Source organism: Flavobacterium luteum (assembly GCF_008806775.1).
Lineage (GTDB): Bacteria > Bacteroidota > Bacteroidia > Flavobacteriales > Flavobacteriaceae > Flavobacterium > Flavobacterium luteum.
In genome coordinates this window covers 463,666-483,012 of the sequence record NZ_WAEM01000002.1, presented here as the reverse complement: position 1 = coordinate 483,012, position 19,347 = coordinate 463,666, and the positions used below count along the sequence as shown (strand labels likewise).

13 protein-coding genes are annotated in these 19,347 nt (G+C 33.7%); 9 read left to right on the top strand and 4 right to left on the bottom strand.

Features of this window, described 5'->3' with window-relative positions; genetic code table 11:
- Positions 1-6: 6 nt before the first annotated feature.
- From F6464_RS05985 to F6464_RS05955, 7 genes are all read left to right on the top strand, one after another.
- Positions 7-1,485: an SGNH/GDSL hydrolase family protein gene (locus F6464_RS05985; protein WP_151106893.1), complete on the top strand. Its 1,479-nt coding sequence runs from the start codon at positions 7-9 to the stop codon at positions 1,483-1,485.
- Positions 1,486-1,731: 246 nt separating this feature from the next.
- On the top strand, positions 1,732-3,243 hold the full coding sequence (gene atpD / locus F6464_RS05980) for a F0F1 ATP synthase subunit beta (protein ID WP_151106892.1): 1,512 nt from the start codon (positions 1,732-1,734) through the stop codon (positions 3,241-3,243).
- A 91-nt stretch (positions 3,244-3,334) separates the two neighbouring features.
- Positions 3,335-3,616 carry a F0F1 ATP synthase subunit epsilon gene (locus tag F6464_RS05975; protein WP_151106891.1) on the top strand — a complete coding sequence of 94 codons (282 nt, stop codon included), beginning with the start codon at positions 3,335-3,337 and terminating at the stop codon, positions 3,614-3,616.
- A gap of 89 nt (positions 3,617-3,705) precedes the next feature.
- Complete coding sequence (locus F6464_RS05970; RefSeq protein WP_151106890.1) at positions 3,706-4,854, top strand: aminotransferase class I/II-fold pyridoxal phosphate-dependent enzyme; 1,149 nt, start codon at positions 3,706-3,708, stop codon at positions 4,852-4,854.
- Positions 4,855-4,939: 85 nt separating this feature from the next.
- Positions 4,940-5,560: a dethiobiotin synthase gene (gene bioD / locus F6464_RS05965; RefSeq protein ID WP_151106889.1), complete on the top strand. Its 621-nt coding sequence runs from the start codon at positions 4,940-4,942 to the stop codon at positions 5,558-5,560.
- A gap of 73 nt (positions 5,561-5,633) precedes the next feature.
- Positions 5,634-6,905: an adenosylmethionine--8-amino-7-oxononanoate transaminase gene (bioA, locus tag F6464_RS05960; RefSeq protein WP_151106888.1), complete on the top strand. Its 1,272-nt coding sequence runs from the start codon at positions 5,634-5,636 to the stop codon at positions 6,903-6,905.
- A gap of 32 nt (positions 6,906-6,937) precedes the next feature.
- The gene (locus F6464_RS05955; RefSeq protein ID WP_151107132.1) at positions 6,938-8,104 is read left to right on the top strand and encodes a beta-ketoacyl synthase N-terminal-like domain-containing protein; all 1,167 of its coding nucleotides are present in this window, start codon (positions 6,938-6,940) and stop codon (positions 8,102-8,104) included.
- A 1-nt stretch (position 8,105) separates the two neighbouring features.
- On the opposite strand, the gene F6464_RS05950 is transcribed toward F6464_RS05955, so the two are convergent.
- Positions 8,106-8,576 (bottom strand): regulatory protein RecX, encoded by a 471-nt coding sequence (locus tag F6464_RS05950; RefSeq protein WP_151106887.1) that lies wholly within the window; start codon positions 8,574-8,576, stop codon positions 8,106-8,108.
- Between the two features lie 555 nt (positions 8,577-9,131).
- On the opposite strand from F6464_RS05950, the gene F6464_RS05945 reads away from it, so the two are divergent.
- Complete coding sequence (locus F6464_RS05945) at positions 9,132-14,132, top strand: GEVED domain-containing protein (RefSeq protein WP_151106886.1); 5,001 nt, start codon at positions 9,132-9,134, stop codon at positions 14,130-14,132.
- Between the two features lie 60 nt (positions 14,133-14,192).
- Here F6464_RS05945 and bioB read toward each other — a convergent pair whose 3' ends face one another.
- The 3 genes from bioB to F6464_RS05930 form a co-directional block, all read right to left on the bottom strand.
- A complete protein-coding gene (bioB, locus tag F6464_RS05940; protein ID WP_151106885.1) occupies positions 14,193-15,278 on the bottom strand; it encodes a biotin synthase BioB in 1,086 nt (361 codons plus the stop codon).
- A gap of 103 nt (positions 15,279-15,381) precedes the next feature.
- Positions 15,382-15,819 carry a hypothetical protein gene (locus F6464_RS05935; RefSeq protein ID WP_151106884.1) on the bottom strand — a complete coding sequence of 146 codons (438 nt, stop codon included), beginning with the start codon at positions 15,817-15,819 and terminating at the stop codon, positions 15,382-15,384.
- Between the two features lie 109 nt (positions 15,820-15,928).
- The gene (locus F6464_RS05930; RefSeq protein WP_151106883.1) at positions 15,929-16,858 is read right to left on the bottom strand and encodes a bifunctional riboflavin kinase/FAD synthetase; all 930 of its coding nucleotides are present in this window, start codon (positions 16,856-16,858) and stop codon (positions 15,929-15,931) included.
- Between the two features lie 215 nt (positions 16,859-17,073).
- Between F6464_RS05930 and F6464_RS05925 the strand changes: the two genes are divergently transcribed.
- The gene (locus F6464_RS05925) at positions 17,074-19,347 is read left to right on the top strand and encodes a zinc-dependent metalloprotease (protein WP_151106882.1); all 2,274 of its coding nucleotides are present in this window, start codon (positions 17,074-17,076) and stop codon (positions 19,345-19,347) included.

Here is a 19,347-nt window from a genome sequence, read left to right as displayed (position 1 = left end):
AATATCATGATAAAAAATATAAAATGGCTATTTTTGGTTTCGGTAACCTTTATAGCTTGCAATGACAACGAGATAATTACTTATGATAGCTCAGATGGCTTACCATTAACTGCTGGAACTGCCGATTTTTCTAAATATGTTGCAATAGGAGATTCCTATGCTGCGGGTTTTTCCGATGGAGCTTTGTTTATTGAGGGTCAGAAAGGATCCTATCCAAATATTTTAGCACAGCAGTTTGCACTTGTTGGAGGTGGAGACTTTACTAATCCATTTATGGCAGATAATACCGGAGGCTTTATAGGCGGAAATCCTGCATTTGGTCCAAGATTAGCCATTTTTGGATTTAACCCAAACGGTACGCCAAAAATACAGCCAGCACTAGGAACGAGTACTACTAATCCAACCACTATACTCACAGGTCCTTTTAACAACATGGGTATACCAGGAGCAAAAAGCTTTCATTTACTTTTTCCAGGTTACGGTAGTGCAGCAGGAAACCCCTATTTTGCTAGATTTGCTTCCACACCAGCAACAACGGTTGTCGCTGATGCTTTAAGTCAATCGCCAACCTTCTTTTCTTTATGGATTGGGGGTAATGATGTGCTCGGGTACGCACTTTCTGGTGGTGATGGTACAGACCCAATAACTCCAACGGCTACTTTTAATGGAGCATATAATTCCATACTTTCTCAGCTTTCAGCAGGAGGTCGTAAAGGGGTCATAGGCAATATACCTTATGTTGATGCTTTGCCTCATTTTAGAGCGGTACCTTATAATCCGGTGCCATTAGACGCAGCGACTGTGGCTCAGCTTAATAGTCTTGCAGCGTATGGTGCTTATAATGCTGGTATAACTAAAGCATTTGCCTTCCTAGTAGCTAATAACTTAATGAGTCAGGCTAATGCTGATGCAGAAATAGCAAAGAGAACTATTACTTTTCGACCAGGTCCCGGAAATGCTGTAGTAATTATGGATGAATATCTTACAGATTTAACAGGAATTAATCCAGCATTGGTAAGTATGAGACAGGCAACTGCCGAAGATTTAATTGTTTTGCCAGCAAGTTCATTTATAGGAACTACTGTTGGTGGTAATCCACAATTTGTTAATGGTGTTTCAGTGCCACTAGGTGATAAGTGGGTGCTTTCTAAAGAGGAAGTTCTAGAAACTAGAGTAGCAGTAGATGCATATAATGCAATTATTCAAGCAGCAGCAACAGCAAATGATTTAGCTTTTGTAAACCTTAAAACATTAATGAATGACTTGGCAACAAAAGGCATTACAGCCAACAACTACACTTTAAATGCTTCATTTGTTACAGGAGGTGCTTTTTCGCTTGACGGATTTCATCCAACACCAAGAGGATATGCCTTATTTGCAAATAAATTTATTGAAGCAATAAATGGTAAATATGGGTCCAATTTAAAAGGTGTAAATTTAGGAAATTATAGAATTTTATTCCCTAAAGATGCCGCTGATTTTTAAAATAAAATCTCTTCTATCTAAAACCATCACATTTTTTGTGGTGGTTTTTTATTTTTTGTGCTATCTATAAAATCTGTTATTAGAGAATTATTCCCTTCAAAAAAAATAGAATTTATTTTACTAAAAAAAGTGTTGATTTTTTATTTTAAAAAATTATCTTTGCACTCTGAAAAAAGCATCCATTTGATCAGATTCAATTCGGTGTTTTTCACAAACCTAAAACGCTATTTAATAAATACATAAGCAATGTCAAAAGTAATAGGAAAAGTTGCCCAAATCATCGGACCAGTTGTCGATGTAGTTTTCAACGGTAAAGATGTTGAACTTCCAAAAATTTATGATTCATTAGAAATCACAAAAAAAGATGGTACATTATTAGTACTTGAAGTACAATCTCACATTGGTGAAAATACAGTTCGTACCATTTCGATGGACTCAACAGATGGTTTAAGCAGAGGCTATGAAGTAGTAGGGACTGGTAATCCTATTCAAATGCCAATTGGAGCAGATGTTTATGGTCGTTTGTTTAACGTAATTGGAGATGCTATTGATGGTTTACCAGAATTACCAAAAACAGGTGTAAACGGTATGTCTATTCACCGTCAAGCACCAAGATTCGAAGATTTATCAACTTCTTCTGAAGTTTTATTTACAGGTATTAAAGTAATCGATTTGATTGAGCCTTACTCTAAAGGAGGAAAAATTGGATTGTTTGGTGGTGCCGGTGTTGGTAAAACAGTATTGATTCAAGAGCTGATTAACAATATAGCAAAAGGTCACGGTGGACTTTCAGTATTCGCAGGAGTAGGTGAAAGAACACGTGAAGGGAATGACTTACTTCGTGAGATGTTAGAGTCAGGAATTATAAAATACGGAGATGCTTTTATGCACTCTATGGAAGAAGGGGGATGGGATTTATCTAAAGTAGATTTACCAGGAATGAGAGAGTCTAAGGCTACTTTCGTTTTTGGACAAATGAATGAACCTCCTGGAGCTCGTGCTCGTGTAGCGCTTTCAGGATTGTCAATAGCAGAATATTTCCGTGATGGTGCAGGTTCAGACCAAGGAAAAGATGTTCTTTTCTTCGTTGATAATATTTTCCGTTTCACACAAGCAGGTTCTGAGGTTTCGGCACTTTTGGGTCGTATGCCATCTGCTGTGGGATACCAACCAACATTAGCTACCGAAATGGGGGCAATGCAAGAACGTATCACATCTACAAACAAAGGTTCAATTACATCTGTACAAGCGGTTTACGTACCTGCGGATGATTTAACGGATCCAGCGCCAGCAACAACATTTGCTCACTTAGATGCAACAACAGTATTGTCTCGTAAAATTGCCGAGTTGGGTATTTATCCTGCGGTGGATCCATTGGATTCCACTTCTAGAATCTTGACTCCTCAAATTATTGGGGATGAGCATTATAACTGCGCACAAAGAGTAAAAGAAATTCTTCAGAAATACAAACAATTGCAAGATATTATCGCGATTTTGGGTATGGAAGAACTTTCCGAAGAAGATAAATTAGCAGTCTCAAGAGCGCGTCGTGTACAACGTTTCTTGTCTCAACCATTCCATGTTGCGGAACAATTTACAGGATTAAAAGGAGTCTTAGTTGACATAAAAGACACCATCAAAGGATTTAACATGATTATTGATGGAGAACTAGACCACTTGCCAGAAGCAGCGTTCAACCTTAAAGGAACCATTGAAGACGCTATCGAAGCAGGAGAAAAAATGTTGGCAGAAGCATAATAAAGTTGGAAGTTAAATGTAAGAAGTTAGAAGTAAAAATGCTTCATTTTCTAACCAATAACTCCTAGCCCATAACTTATAACTCATAACTATGTTATTAGAAATAGTATCACCAGAAGCAAAATTATTTTCAGGCGAAGTGACTTCGGTTTCTCTGCCAGGAGTTGACGGTAGTTTCCAAATATTGAATCATCACGCACCAATAGTATCTACTTTAAAAGAAGGAGTTGTAAAAATGGTAGCACCAAGCTTTATTTTTAATAAAGACATTCGAGATAAATTTATTAAAGTAAATGAGCAAAATTATACGCTCAGTATTACTTCTGGAACTATTGAAATGAAAGACAATAAAGTAATTGTTTTAGTAGACTAAAATAATTTAAAATTAAATAAAAAAGCCAAGCAGTATTGTTTGGCTTTTTTTATTTTTGAGCAACTAAACACTAATTGTTTTATGGCATAATGAAATACTTCCCTAAAAATCTTTCTGCAAAACTCGAAATGCGAAAGCAAAATAACGCTTTAAGAGTACTTCCTATCAATAATACTTTAGTTGATTTTGCTTCTAACGATTATATAGGCTTTGCTCATTCTGAAATTATTTTTCAAGAATCTCATCAATATCTTATATATAAAAACATCAAAACAAACGGAGCAACAGGGTCCCGATTATTGTCTGGAAATCATCAATTATATCAAAAAGCAGAAAAACGTATTGCCCAATTTCATCAGTCTGAGGCTGCCTTAATTTTTAATTCAGGTTACGATGCTAATATTGGTTTTTTTAGTTCTGTTCCTCAAAAAGGCGATTTTATTTTATATGACGAATTAAGCCATGCTTCTATTCGGGATGGATTGCAATTGTCTAACGCAAAATCATATAAATTCAAGCACAATGATTTAGAAGATTTAGAACACTTAATTCAACGATTTCAAAAGGAGGAATCCGAAATTTACATCGTTACAGAAAGTGTATTCTCTATGGATGGAGATACTCCAAATTTAGAAGGATTCGTTCAGCTTTCTAATAAATTCAACTGTCAATTGGTTGTTGACGAAGCTCATGCTCTTGGAGTTTTTGGTTCAAAAGGCGAAGGAATTCTTCAATTAGAAGAACTGCAGGATAATGTTTTTGCAAGAATAATAACTTTCGGGAAAGGGCTGGGTTGTCACGGAGCAGCAATAGTAGGAAGTATAGAACTTAAAGAATATTTAATTAATTTCTCAAGAAGTTTTATTTACACAACAGGACTTTCTCCTCATGCTGTTGCTACAATTTTAATTGGGTATAAACATTTAGAGCAAACAAAGAATATTCAAAAATTAAGAGACAACATCATTCATTTCAATCAAGAAAAAAATGTATTTGGGCTAAAACCTTTATTTGTTAGAAGTAAATCAGCAATTCAAAGCGCAATAATACCTGGGAATGATAATGTAAAAACGGCAGCAAAAAAAATTATAGAATGCGGATATGATGTAAAAGCCATTTTGTCACCAACAGTTCCAGAAGGACAGGAACGTCTGCGATTTTGTTTGCATAGTTATAATTCTAAACAAGAAATATCGGAAGTGTTGCGATTGTTGAGTACTTTTGTTTTTTTATGCTAAAGATAAATTAGTATAAAATATAATTAGAGATTTTTAGAGCTAAATGAAACCCCTTTTTCTCTGTTAATCTCAGAGAAACTTAACTATGAAACTATTTATAACAGGAATCGGAACTGATGTAGGAAAGACCGTAACAGCGGCAATAGTAACTGAAGCTTTAGAAGCGGACTATTGGAAACCCATACAAGCCGGTGATTTAGAAAATTCAGATACTCATAAAGTAAAAGAAAGAGTGTCGAATAAAAAATCTTTTTTTCATCCTAATGCCTATGCATTAAACACTCCTGCAAGTCCGCATTATGCCGCGGCAATAGACGGAATTACTGTTGATATTAATCAAATCATTGAACCCAAAACGAATAATAATCTTGTAATAGAAGGAGCTGGTGGCGTTTTGGTCCCCTTTAATGATGAAAATTATATCATCGATTTAATTCAAGAAGATTATAAAGTAATTTTGGTTTCACGTCATTACTTAGGAAGTATCAATCATACATTGCTCACGTATGAAGCCTTAAAAAGTAGAAATATTTCTATTTCTGGAATTGTTTTTTCAGGAGATGAGAACAAAGCTACCGAAGAAATTATTTTAAAAAAAACAGGAGCAAATTTTATAGGAAGAATAGACAATGAACCTTATTTTGATGCCAATGTTACCAAATATTATGCTGACAAATTCAGACAAAACCTTCTAGGACTTCAATAGTACTTTCAATGAAAATTTAAAAAATCAACTTTAATCTAAGATCAAAAATCATTATTATTCAATCTGAAATACAATGACATTATCCGAAAAAGATCAACTATACCATTGGCATCCCTACACGCAACACCAAACTACTGGTTTGTTGCCCGCTATTGTAAAAGGCGACGGGGCTTTGCTTTGGGACGAGAATGGTAAAGAATATATAGACGCTATTGCTTCATGGTGGGTAAACCCTTTTGGCCATTCAAATCAAGTAATTGCAGATGCTATCTTTAAACAATTGACTACTTTAGAGCATGTGCTTTTTGGAGGATTTACCAACAAACCCGCCATACTTTTGGCAGAAAAGTTAATGGAGATTTTGCCATCCAACCAAAAAAAAATATTTTACTCTGATAATGGTTCAACTGCAGTTGAAGTCGCTATTAAAGCTTCATTGCAATATTTTTATAATAAAAATCAAAAGCGAACCAAAATCATAGCGCTTGAAGATGCTTTTCATGGCGATACTTTTGGAGCTATGGCATCAAGTGGAATTACCTTTTTTACAGAGGCTTTTCAAGGATCATTATTAGAAGTCGTTCGAATTCCAGTACCAACGTCAGGAAACGAAACCACCTCTTTGCAAGCACTAGAAAAAATGGTTCAAACCAATGAGTTTGCTGCCTTTATTTTTGAGCCATTATGTCAAGGAGCTGCAGGTATGGTTATGTATTCGCCCGAAGTTTTAGATAAAATGATTACACTGTGTAAAGCCAATAGTGTATTTACCATTGCCGATGAGGTCATGACTGGCTTTGGCAAAACAGGCAAAACATTTGCGATTGATTATTTAGAAACAAATCCCGATATGATGTGCTTGTCAAAAGCCCTAACAGGAGGAACTATTCCTATGGCAATTACCACTTTTACTCAGGAAATTTTCAATGGATTTTTAGACGAAGATGTGAACAAAGCTTTTTTTCATGGTCATACTTTTACGGCAAACCCAACAGGATGCGCTGCCGCTTTAGCTAGTATAACTTTGTTAGAAACCGATGAAATGCAAAAAAACATTGAACGAATTCATGATTTACATTTAGATTTTGAGCAAAAAATAAAAATCCATTCAAGAGTCAAAACCACACGAATTCTAGGAGTCATTTTTGCTTTAGAAATTAAAACTGAAAATCAGGAAAGTTATTATGGCACTTTAAGAAATAAACTGTACCAGTTTTTTATAGAGAACGGCATTGTTTTAAGACCAGTTGGTAATACAGTTTATATCTTGCCACCTTATATTATTACCAATCAACAACTCGAAAAAGTATATAATGTTGTTGAAAAAGCATTAGAAATAGTTTAAATTTGTTCTTTTATAATTTAGAGAATCCTACTTTGTCCAAAACCATTTCTATTACGTCAATCGCAACAATTTCTCCGTTAGGAAATAATCCCGAAACTATTTGGAACAATTATTTGATCAATCAACATTGTTTTGTACAGAAAGCATTCAATAATCAGAGAGCGTATGCCGCAGTTTTAGATTTTGATGGCAAAGAAGAAGTGGAAAACATTAAGAGAGATGATGCCAAATACAAATCATTAGATTCATCTGTTTTATATGCAATGGCAGCTTCTCGAAAGGCGGTGACTCATGCAGGCTGGACCATTAACGATGTTTTTGGAGTGAATATAGGATCATCGAGAGGCGCAACAGAATTGTTTGAGAAACACCATAAAGAATTTCTTGAAACAGGAAAAGCACAAACTTTAGCTTCGCCAACCACCACTTTAGGTAATATTTCCTCTTGGGTAGCACATGATCTGCAATGTCAAGGACCAGATATATCTCATTCTATAACTTGCTCAACTGCATTGCATGCCTTATTAAATGGAGTCGCATGGCTTCGTGCTGGAATGGCTAATAAATTTTTAGTAGGAGGAAGTGAAGCGCCATTAACGAGTTTTACAATTGCTCAAATGCAAGCATTAAAAATATATGCTACTTTAAATGTAAGCAATCAAGAGCAATGGCCATGTCGCGCTTTCGATTTAGAAAAAAAGCAAAGTTCCTTAATTCTTGGAGAGGGAGCTGCTGTTTGTTGTTTAGAAATAGGTAAATCGCCCAATGCGCTTGCTTATATTGAAGGTGTTGGATATGCAACCGAAATTTTAGAACATAATATTTCCATATCTACTGAAGCAATTTGTTTTCAAAAATCCATGAAAATGGCATTAAAAAATACTGATGTTTCTGATGTAGATGTAATTGTAATGCACGCGCCGGGAACTATAGCAGGAGATAAAACAGAATTCAAAGCAATTCAAAAAATTTTCGGAACCGATTTACCCTTGCTTACTACAAACAAATGGAAAATTGGCCACACTTTTGGAGCTTCTGGGATGTTAAACGTTGAAATGGCAATTATGATGATGCAACACCAGCAATTTATTGGAGTTCCTTTTGCTCAAGATCAGAAAATAAGAAAAGCTATCAAGAAAGTTTTGATAAATGCTGTAGGTTTTGGAGGTAATGCGGTAAGTGTTCTTTTATCAATTTAATTTAAGTCGATTCTAAATCTTTTACTTTTTCATATATTAAATTACTTTCAAAACCTTTACGAAGCAAGTAATCGCAATATTTTTTTCTCTTTTTTATTGCATTCAGTTCTATTAAATTTTCCCAATGCCTATCTGCCAGGGAATGAAAATTCTTTAAATATTCTTCAGGCGTTATTTCTTTTAAAGCTATATTAATATTGTAAGCAGAGATATTTCTAAATTTTAATTCGTTAACTATTCTGATTTTACCCCAATGTTTAATACGATGTTTCCCTCTTGCAAAACTACATGCAAAGCGTTCTTCGTTTAAGAAATTGTTTTGTATAAGATATACAACAACTTCATCAATTTCTGATGAGGAAAGTAATAACTCGCGTGATTTTTGAATCACTTCATCATGACACCTTTCCTGATAAGCACAGTAATGTTCTAATTTTTTTTTAGCATCTGAAAACGAATGAGTTGTATTCATTGAAATGGAAATAATTTTATTTCTTTACAAAAATAACTGAAAATGATATGATTTTGAAATTTAAATTAAGACTAGACTTCGTGTAGAAAAAAAAGTAAGATATTTCTTAATTTTAAATTGTTTTTTTTCTTCCTTTTGTTTATTTTCTATATTTTGGTTCTATTTTTAAGATTTTATAAAAAATAAATTTGTTTAAAAAACAACATTTTTATTGGATCATGTTAGAAACTATTGATTTTTATAGTCTTTGCAAGATTAAATATTTTAATTATTCGTTTTGTTTTCACTGTAAAAATTGTAAAAACGAGCAATTTTACCACATGTTCTTGTTTTAAATTCCATAATAATTTGTAATTTTAACATATTTGTTAACAAATAAACAATGTAAAATCACTGATATTAAGTAAATTAAAACTAAATTTGTTAACCCAAGTTTACTAAATATTCTGCACCTTATTTTGTGTTTTCAAAAATTAGGGTTTTCCTATGTTTTGATGTTAGGTAATAAAACAATTATTTAGATGATTTTTTTGGATCAGAATACCATATTATAAAATGAAAATAAAATTACTTTTATTTGCTTTACTGTTTCCTTTTTTAGGAAAGGCTCAGACTACTCTTGCAAATTATTTTTTCGAAAATAACCTCACCGTTGAAGCCGGATCGATAGGTTCTCCTACTTTAACAGCTAGTACATCGGTTTCGTACTTTTCAGGAATAACAGGTCTTGCGGTTTCTTTTGCCTCATCTACGGGCAAATATTTCGATTTAACCATATCCACGGTAGGTTACAATAATATTAATATCTCTTTTGCTGGTAGATCATCCCAGACAGGTTCGACTTGGGACGCAACTGGGGATTCCAATGGAGGAACAACGTTTTCTGCAATTACATCTTTGCCATGTCCTAACGGCTCATTTGCAAGTTTACCCCCTACATTACTAGGCGCTGCCTACGACAATAAAAGTTCAATTAGAATAAGGATTACAGCATCTGGAACATCAGCAACATTAAGATTAGAAGATTTAATATTAACAGGAGATTGTATTTCTCTTCCAGCAGTTCCAACTGGTACAATCACACAATCTGCACCAGCTTGCGGAAATACAACTTTAAGCTATTCTGCTCCAAGCGCTAATTTATTTTGGCAAACGAGTCCAACAGGAACCAGTATTGCAAATCCAACTACATCAAGTTATTCTGTTACAACCGACGGAACATATTATGTACGCGAAAAGGCTGGAAATTGCTGGAGTATCGCGATAAATTCTGGATTTATTACAATTAATCCCTTATTAGGCACAACAAATCCTGTAAATAGTTCAATTACAGATGGGAATAATACCACTTTTGCGGTAGTAGGTTCAGGAACAGTTGTGGGTTATCAGTGGCAAGTTGATACAGGAAGTGGGTTTTCTAATTTAGTTAATGGCGCTCCATATTCTAATGTTTTGACTGCAACTATGACAGTTACAGCTGCAACTATTGGAATGAATGGATATTTATATAGATGTGTAGTAACAGGAACAATACCTTGTACTACTGTTACTTCTACTTCCGCAATTTTAACAGTTACCTATACCGCACCTAATAATCCAACCAATTTATCATCTTGTTTTAATAATACAAGTATAGATTTGTCCTGGACGGCTTCTTCAGGTGGAGCAACACCAGATGGGTATATGGTCTTTGTATTATCAGGTGCTACCGCACCTGCATCAGGAACCGCAGGTAATGCATCGGCTTATACAGCAAACTCAAATTTTTCTGCGGCGGCTGTAGTAACAGCATCTTTAGGAAAATGTGTATATAAAGGAATCGGTACTTCGGTATTAGTCACAGGGCTTACAAATGCTGCTAATTATTCATATACCGTATTGGCTTACAGAGGTAATACAGCAACAGTATGGAGTACAGGAGTAAATCTCGGCGGATCATGGGATATAACAAATATTACTACAGATATGCCTGAGGTTACAAGTTTGTCTGCAACTATAGCAAACAATCAATCATTTGTTTCATGGACAAATGTCAATAATCTTTTAACTTGCAGTTATCAATATTTAATAGTCGCTAATCAAGGGGCAGTTGTTTTTACACCATCAGGAGACGGAACTGCTTATACAGCAAATAGTGTATATGGAGGTGCCAATCAAGTGATTTATAAAGGTGCTGGAACAAATATGACAGTCACTGGTTTAACAAACGGACTTAACTATTGCTACAAACTTTTTGTTAGACGTGGTACAGAATGGAGCAACGGAGTTTCAATATGTGCAACACCAAGTTTAATATATTGTGTCTCAAGCGGAAACACAACGTATAGTACTTCAGTAACTAATGTTACTTTAAATACTATAAATAATACAAGTGCAAAACCATCAGGATATAGTGATTATACGGCAACTACTACAAATTTAACAGCTGGTCTTACTTATACACTTTCGGTAAATGTAAACACAGCAGGCAACTATGAAGTAGATGGTTATGCTTGGATTGATTTTAATAAAAATGGTCTTTTTACAGATGCAGGCGAATCATTTAATTTAGGGAGTGCTACTAATGTAGCTAATGGAATTTTATTTTCCTGTCCATTAAACATTACTGTACCTGCAAACGCCGTTTTAGGAACTACTCGAATGAGAATTTCAGCTTCTTATACTTCGGGAATTAATTCTTGCTCTACTGCATTTGATGGTGAAGTAGAAGACTATACAATAAATATTCTTGCAGGTTGCGTTTCGGCAACAATAACATCGGTAACGCCTAATATGGCTCCTATTGGAACTGAAGTAACAATAAATGCCACTTCAGGATTAACGGGTGCAACTGCTACATTTGCTGGTTTTGCAGCGATACCAGTTTCTAGTTCTGCTACACAATTAGTAGTTAAAGTTCCTCCAAATGCTATAACAGGAAATCTAATTGTTACTAATGCAACTCTTTGTGCAGGTTTACCACTTCCTTATTCCATAATAAAGGAAGATAAAACTAGTTGCGAAGGTATAGGAGGAACATTTAATGATTTAATTATTTCAGAAATATTTGATACAGATGCTGGTAATGGATTTTATTTAGAATTATATAATCCAACTAATGCTGCAATAACTGTAAATGCTGCAAACCCAACCTATAGAATTGAGATTGATAATGATAAAGGTGGCGTTTTAAACGGTGTTAATAGAACAATAAATATTACAGGAGTTATACCTGCTGGAGGAGTGATAGTTTATAATTTTGGAACCAATACTCCAGGGGAGTCTCCATGTATAAGTGTAGCGACAACAAATTTTTTCGGTAACGGAACAAATGCTAATGATGGTGTTTATCTAACAAAGAATAATGTAATTATAGATAAATTAGTTACAACAAATGAAACTGGATATTCCATGTTGAGGAACTTAACTGCTGTTGGACCAACAACAACCTATAATGCTGCTGATTGGAGTATTTCAGGAACAGAATCTTGTGCCAATTTAGGTGCGTTTCCGGCAAATCCAAAAGTAGCTCCAGTTGTTACTTTAAATCCAACCTATTCTCCGAGTTGTAAATCGACAAGCTTAGTCATTGCAGGAACAGAAGGGTTTAATGGAGTAGGAGATACAAAGGAATTAGCGTATCAATGGTATGTTTCAGCTCCGGCTCCAGCAGTTACAGATTGGACAGCTCTTTCAGATGGTGGAATATACGGAGGAACTTCAACTATTAACTTATCTATCTCTAATATTTCAGGAGTTATCAATTACCAGTATTATTGTCAGATAAGAGAAAATACGAGTACTTGTTTTGCAGCAACTAGTGCTGTTAAAATTACAGATGCAGGAGCAGTCACATGGAATGGAGTAGACTGGAGAGATTCAAGTAATGCAATTTCAACGCCAGCAATAGGAAAACTTGCAATAATTAACGGACCATTTAATACCAATCCAAATGGAAGTTTTGATGCGTGTAGTTTAGTAGTTAATTCTCCATATACTGCAATTATAAGCTCAAATGATTATATCAACATTCAATATGACCTAACAGTAAATGTAGGTGGAAATTTAATTGTACAGAACAATGGTAGCTTAGTTCAAATAGATGATAATGGTGTCAATACTGGAATCATTTCTATGCAACGCACTCCAACAATTCTTAGAAGTACAGATTATATCTATTGGTCATCACCAGTTTCTAATTTTCCGGTAGCTCAGGTAAGTCCTGCCTCATGGTTAATATACAAATGGACACCTACTATTCTTAGACCATATGCCAGTAATTTTGGCGGCTGGTTAGCTTGTTATGGAGACACAATGTTACCAGGAAAAGGATATATTATACGAGGTTTAGATACAGTAACAGCTACTTTTACAAATGATGCAACTCATGGAAGCGGAGTGGTTAATAATGGAATAATTAATGTTGGAATTGAAAGAAGCACCTACAACGGACCTGATTATACCTATTTAAGCGGAAGCACTACATTAACGGTTAATAAAGATAATGACAATTATAATTTATTAGGGAATCCGTACGCATCAGCAATAGACGCTGATACTTTTTTAACAGTAAATACTAATATAGAAGGTCACGTTAGGTTATGGTCTCACGGCACGGCAATTTCAGCTACAAACGGACAATCATTTTATAATGGATTTGTATTGACCTATACTGCAAGTGATTATGTTTTTTGGAATAAATTAGGACCTTCAACAGGCCCTCAATCTTTTAACGGTAAAATTGCAGCTGGGCAAGGCTTTTTTGTAACAATGAATCATAGTTCTGCGTCAACTACTGAAAACATTACTTTTAATAATTCAATGAGAAGTAAGGCTTATAATAATTCTAATTTTTTCAGAACTTCAAATGCTTCCAAGCCAAGCAGGATATGGCTTGATATAACAAACGATACAGGAAATTCTATAAGGACTTTAGTGGGTTATGATAAAGAGGCAACTTTAGAAAAAGATAGAATGTATGATGCTAAAATTAATGTAGACTCTAATTTAAATATCTATTCATTAATTGATACTGAGCCACAAATTATTCAAGGCAGACCAATGCCATTCGATGCCAATGATAGAGTTTCTTTAGGTATTGTAATTCCGACTAAATCATTGAATAGTGCTTCATCAGCAAGTACTTATAAAATTGGAATAGCTTTTGTTGATGGGATTTTTAACAAAGAAAATCAAGATATTTTTTTAGAAGATAAACTGTTAAACAATATTCATGATTTAAGAAAGGAGCCTTATGTTTTTACTAGTAATTCTGGAAAATTTGATGATCGATTTGTATTGCGTTATAAAACTGCCGCATTCGGAATTAATAATTATACTATTTTAGATAATGATATAATTATTGCTACGGGAGAAAATCAAATTAAAATCAAGTCACGTAACGAAAACATTAAAAGTATATTAGTTTATGATGTATTAGGAGCAGAAACTTACAAGAAAAATAATATTAGTACTAAAGAATTTAACATTAAAGAAGTAAAGGCTAATCAACAAACGTTAATTGTAAAAGTACTTTTAGAAAACGGACAAATTGTTACCAAAAAAATAATTTTTTAATAGTAATTTGACAATTCAAAAAAAATCCCGACTATTTTTTCCAGTCGGGATTTTTATTTTTTATTTAACTTTTAGTGAAGCTTCTAAGTTTCTTTCAATAGTATGTTCAGGTCTAGACCATTTCGGTTTTTCTCCTAGAGGTGCAAACTTGGAATCAGAGGCTTCTACTGTATTAGGTTGCATGACTTTTATAAAAGGTTTTTGAGGAATAAGGCCTAGGGTTTCGAACATTTTCATGTCTTCATTTACATCAGGGTTTGGTGTTGTTAGCAATTTATCTCCTGCAAAAATAGAATTTGCTCCCGCAAAGAAACATATGGCTTGACCTTCACGACTCATATTCATTCTTCCTGCCGAAAGGCGAACTTGAGTTTCTGGCATGATGATTCTAGTGGTTGCTACCATTCGAATCATTTCCCAAATTTCTACTGGCTTTTCATCTTCAAGTGGGGTGCCTTCAACAGCAACTAATGCATTTATGGGCACTGATTCTGGTTGTGGGTTTAGTGTAGAAAGCGCTACTAACATTCCTGCTCTATCTTCTATTGATTCTCCCATGCCAATAATTCCTCCACTACAAACAGTAACATTAGTTTTACGAACGTTCTCGATAGTTTGTAAACGATCTTCAAAACCTCTTGTGGAAATTACTTCTTTATAATATTCTTCTGATGTATCTAGATTGTGGTTGTATGCATATAAACCTGCTTCGGCAAGACGTTGCGCTTGATTTTCAGTAATCATTCCAAGTGTGCAACATACTTCCATTTCTAGTTTATTGATGGTACGGACCATTTCTAAAACTTGATCAAATTCGGGACCATCTTTTACATTTCTCCAAGCCGCTCCCATACAAACACGTGACGACCCATTTGATTTTGCTCGTAAAGCTTGTGCTTTAACTTGATTAACGGTCATTAAATCGTTGCCTTCTATTTCTGTATGGTATCTTGCTGCTTGAGGGCAATAACCACAATCTTCTGGACAACCACCTGTTTTTATGGATAATAGTGTAGAAACCTGAACAACATTTGGATCATGATGTTCTCTATGAATGGAAGCCGCTTCGTAAAGCAAATCCATTAAAGGTTTGTTATAAATAGATATTATTTCGTCTTTAGTCCAATTGTGTTTTGTAATACTCATAGTAGCATTTTTATAATGCTTCAAAAGTAGTTAAATAGTTCTAATATAACAATATTCAAAATATCTAAATACAATACAAATTATACATATTTAGCAAATAGTTTTAATCACTAACATGTTTACTATTCCAATATAACATCAATAAAAGAACCACTATTACAGAAGAAGCAATTCCTTCAAAAAGCAAACTAAAACAGTAGACATTTATTGATGGGTTTCCACCAAATAAAAAACTCTCCGATAAAGTTTTAAGATAATCTTCTCCACCTTTTAATGAACTGTAAATGAGTAATCCTAATACACTTAAAGCGACTCCAATGACAGATGTAATCATCGCTGAAGTAGCATCTGCAACAAAATTGTTTTTACCTTCAGCTAAATTCATTTTTATAGTCCTATTTACCCCATAAAAAACAAAAAGAACATTAAAGACTCTTAAATACGCTGAATTAGAATAGCCTAAAGCATTCATTACTAAAAAATAAATACTAATGCCAATAAAAATAATCAAACCGTTTAATAATTCTTTAGGAAGTTTCATAATAATTGTTTTTTATTAAATTAATTTAATTGACAATCAATGATGTAGTATCTCAAATTTACAAAAAAAATCAAAAACAATCTACAAATTGCTAAAAAATTATTGGGAGCTAAAGTTTATTTATAAAAGCTAATGCGATAGCTTTATCTTTCTCTAATTGTTGTTGAAGTAATGCTAAAGAGTCAAATTTTTCTTCGGCACGAATATATTTCAGAATCGAGATTTTAATATTTTGATTGTAAAGATTTAAATCCAAATCCAAATAATACACTTCGATTGATTGTTTATTACCATTTACTGTAGGATTGATGCCTATATTCATTATGCCATATACTGTTTTGTTATGTAGCATGCTTTTAACAATATATACACCATTTTTTGGTATAAGTTTATAATTTTCTTCAATCATTAAATTAGCTGTAGGAAAGCCAATAGTCCGACCCAATTGCTTGCCTTCTTTCACAATTCCTGATAGAAAATACGGATAGCCCAAATAGGAATTAGCAAGGACAATATCACCTTCTTGAAGTGCGTTTCTTATTTTTGTAGAGCTAATAGAAACTTCTTCTATTTCTTGAGCAGAAATTTGCTCTACTTCAAAATCATATTTTTCTCCAAAAATAATTAAATCTTCAATATTCGCTGAACGGTTTCTTCCAAACCTATGATCGTAGCCAATGACGATTTTCTTAATTTTAAGTTGGTCAACAAGAATGTTCTTTACAAATTCTTCGGCAGTTAGTCTAGAGAATGTCTTGTCAAATGGGTGAATGATTAGATTGTCAAGGCCTGTTTGTTCTAATAAATCTGCTCGCTCATGAATGGTGTTTAACAATTTTATTTCAGAATCCTCCTGTAAAACCATTCTAGGATGTGGAAAAAAAGTTAGAATTACACTCTGATAATTATTGGTTTTTGCATTATCAAGCAGTTTTTCAATAATTTTTTGATGACCAATATGTACTCCGTCAAATGTACCAATAGTAACGATGGTTTTTTGTCGTGTTCGAAATGTTTCTATAGAATGAAAAATCTTCAAAATAGTAGTTTATAAAAGCACAAATTTAGTTTATCAATTCGATATTTAATAATTTGAAGTGGAGTTTAATTAAACAATATTCAATTACTTTAGTGGATATAAATTCGAAAGTTGTATTTCAGTAATTTATTTAAAAAAGCGTTAAATATTTAATGTTTTTCTCATTAACACTGCAAAATAGCATTATTTTTGCATGTTAAATTCAATTTATTTATATGAGAAATGCTATTCTCTTACTTAGTTGCCTATTTTCACATTTGTATTTTCATGCTCAAAGTAACACTATTTGGGAAAAAGTTAGTTTAAACAGTACTATTCGTTCAAATCAATTAAATAAATTATCTTATTCTCAAGCTCAACTGCTTTATAAATTTGATTCAGCTAAATTCAGAAAATCATTACTAAATGTTAATGATAAATTTTCTGGTTTATCAGGTGTTATTGTCGATTTTCCCAATTTAGAAGGAAACTTAGAAAAGTTTCAAGTATGGGAAAACTCTAATTTTTCTCCAAAATTGCAAGCAAAATATCCAGATATTAAATCTTATGTTGGGAAAAGTCTTTCCGATAAATCAACAACTATTAACTTTAGTGTGTCCAAAAAAGGAATACAAACGATGGTTTTAAGACCAAGTAAAGGTTCAGAATTTATAGAGTCTTTTACTAATGACAACTCAGTATATGTGCTTTTTGATTCTAAAACCAGACCATCAGGAAAGCTTCCCTTTGATTGTAAAACTATTGATGTAGCTAATAATCAAGAAGTTCTAAATAGAATCCAATCAACAAATATTTCAAATGATAAAACCTATAAAACCCTTCGATTAGCAATATCATGCACGGGAGAGTATGGTGCCTATTTTGGCGGAGTTCCCGAAGCTTTAGCAGCAATGAATGCAACAATGACTAGAGTAAACGGGATTTTTGAAAAAGATTTAGCGTTGCATTTAAATATAATAGACGAAAATGAGCAAATTATATACACGAATCCAAACACAGATCCTTATTCTGACGCTGAAATTGGAACAGATGGCACATGGAATCAAGAGTTACAAAATAATTTAACCAATGTATTAGGGAATCAGGCGTACGATATTGGGCATTTGTTTGGTGCTTCAGGTGGTGGAGGAAATGCAGGTTGTATAGGCTGTGTATGTATTGACGATTTTGGTTTTAATTCAGAAACAAAAGGAAGTGGTTACACCTCGCCAAAAGATAATATTCCGGAAGGGGATAGTTTTGATGTAGACTATGTAGCTCACGAATTAGGACATCAACTGGGGGCCTTTCATACTTTTTCTTATGGATTTGAAAATTCAGGAGTTTTAGTAGAGCCCGGAAGCGGTTCTACTATTATGGGTTATGCAGGAATTGCTGAACCTGATAATCTTAATATTCAAGATAATTCAGACCCTTATTTTACTTATAGGAGTATATTACAAATTCAAAAAAATTTAGAAAATAAAACTTGTGTAGTAAGAACTCCTGTTACAAATTCAGCACCAATAGTTAACGCAGGTATAGATTTTACTGTTCCTTCGGGAACTGCCTATTTACTAAAAGGGTTAGCAACGGATATTGATAATGATTCCTTAACCTATTGTTGGGAACAAAACAATAGTGCTTCACGACCAGAAACTGGATCAGATTCAGTAACAACATCAGCAAAAGCATCAGGGCCAAATTTCAGGTCTTTTAACCCTATAGACACTCCAATTCGGTATATGCCATCCTATTCTAATGTTTTATTAGGTAAATTAAATACGACTTGGGAATCAGTTTCTTCTGTTTCGAGATCATTAAAATTTTCATTAACAGTAAGAGACAATAATCCAAATGGTGCTCAGACAGGTTTTGATGAAGTAACTGTAACTTCTAGAATCCCTTATAATGTATTTACAGCTCCTACTGGAGTTGGTCCATTTAAGCTTACTTCTCAAAATTCTTCAGGAATTATTTGGAATCTTGGAGCATCGCAAACAATAACTTGGGATGTTAATAATACTACTTCTTTGCCAGGTTCTGCAAATGTAAATATTAAGTTATCCATTGATGGGGGAGCTACTTTTCCTTATGTTTTAGCTTCGAATGTTCCAAATGATGGGAATCAAGTAATTAATGTTCCATCTACACCTTCGGCATCTAATTGTAGAGTGTTAATAGAGCCTACAGGTAATGTTTACTATGCAATAAATTCTAGAGGGTTTTCTATTGCAGGATTGGGAAGTGAAGATTTTGAATTAACCAATTTTAGGTTGTTTCCAAATCCAAATAATGGAAGTTTTACCATTCAGTTTGAGTCGCGAACAACAAATGAAATCGCTATTACTATTCATGATGTAAGAGGAAGGTTAATTTTAGAAAAACGCTTTAATAATTTGGGTTTGTTCTCTCAAAACATTTCACTTTCACCTATTCAAAAAGGAATTTATATAGTAACTATTAAAGATGGATATGGGAAAATGGTTAAGAAAATAGTTGTTGAATAA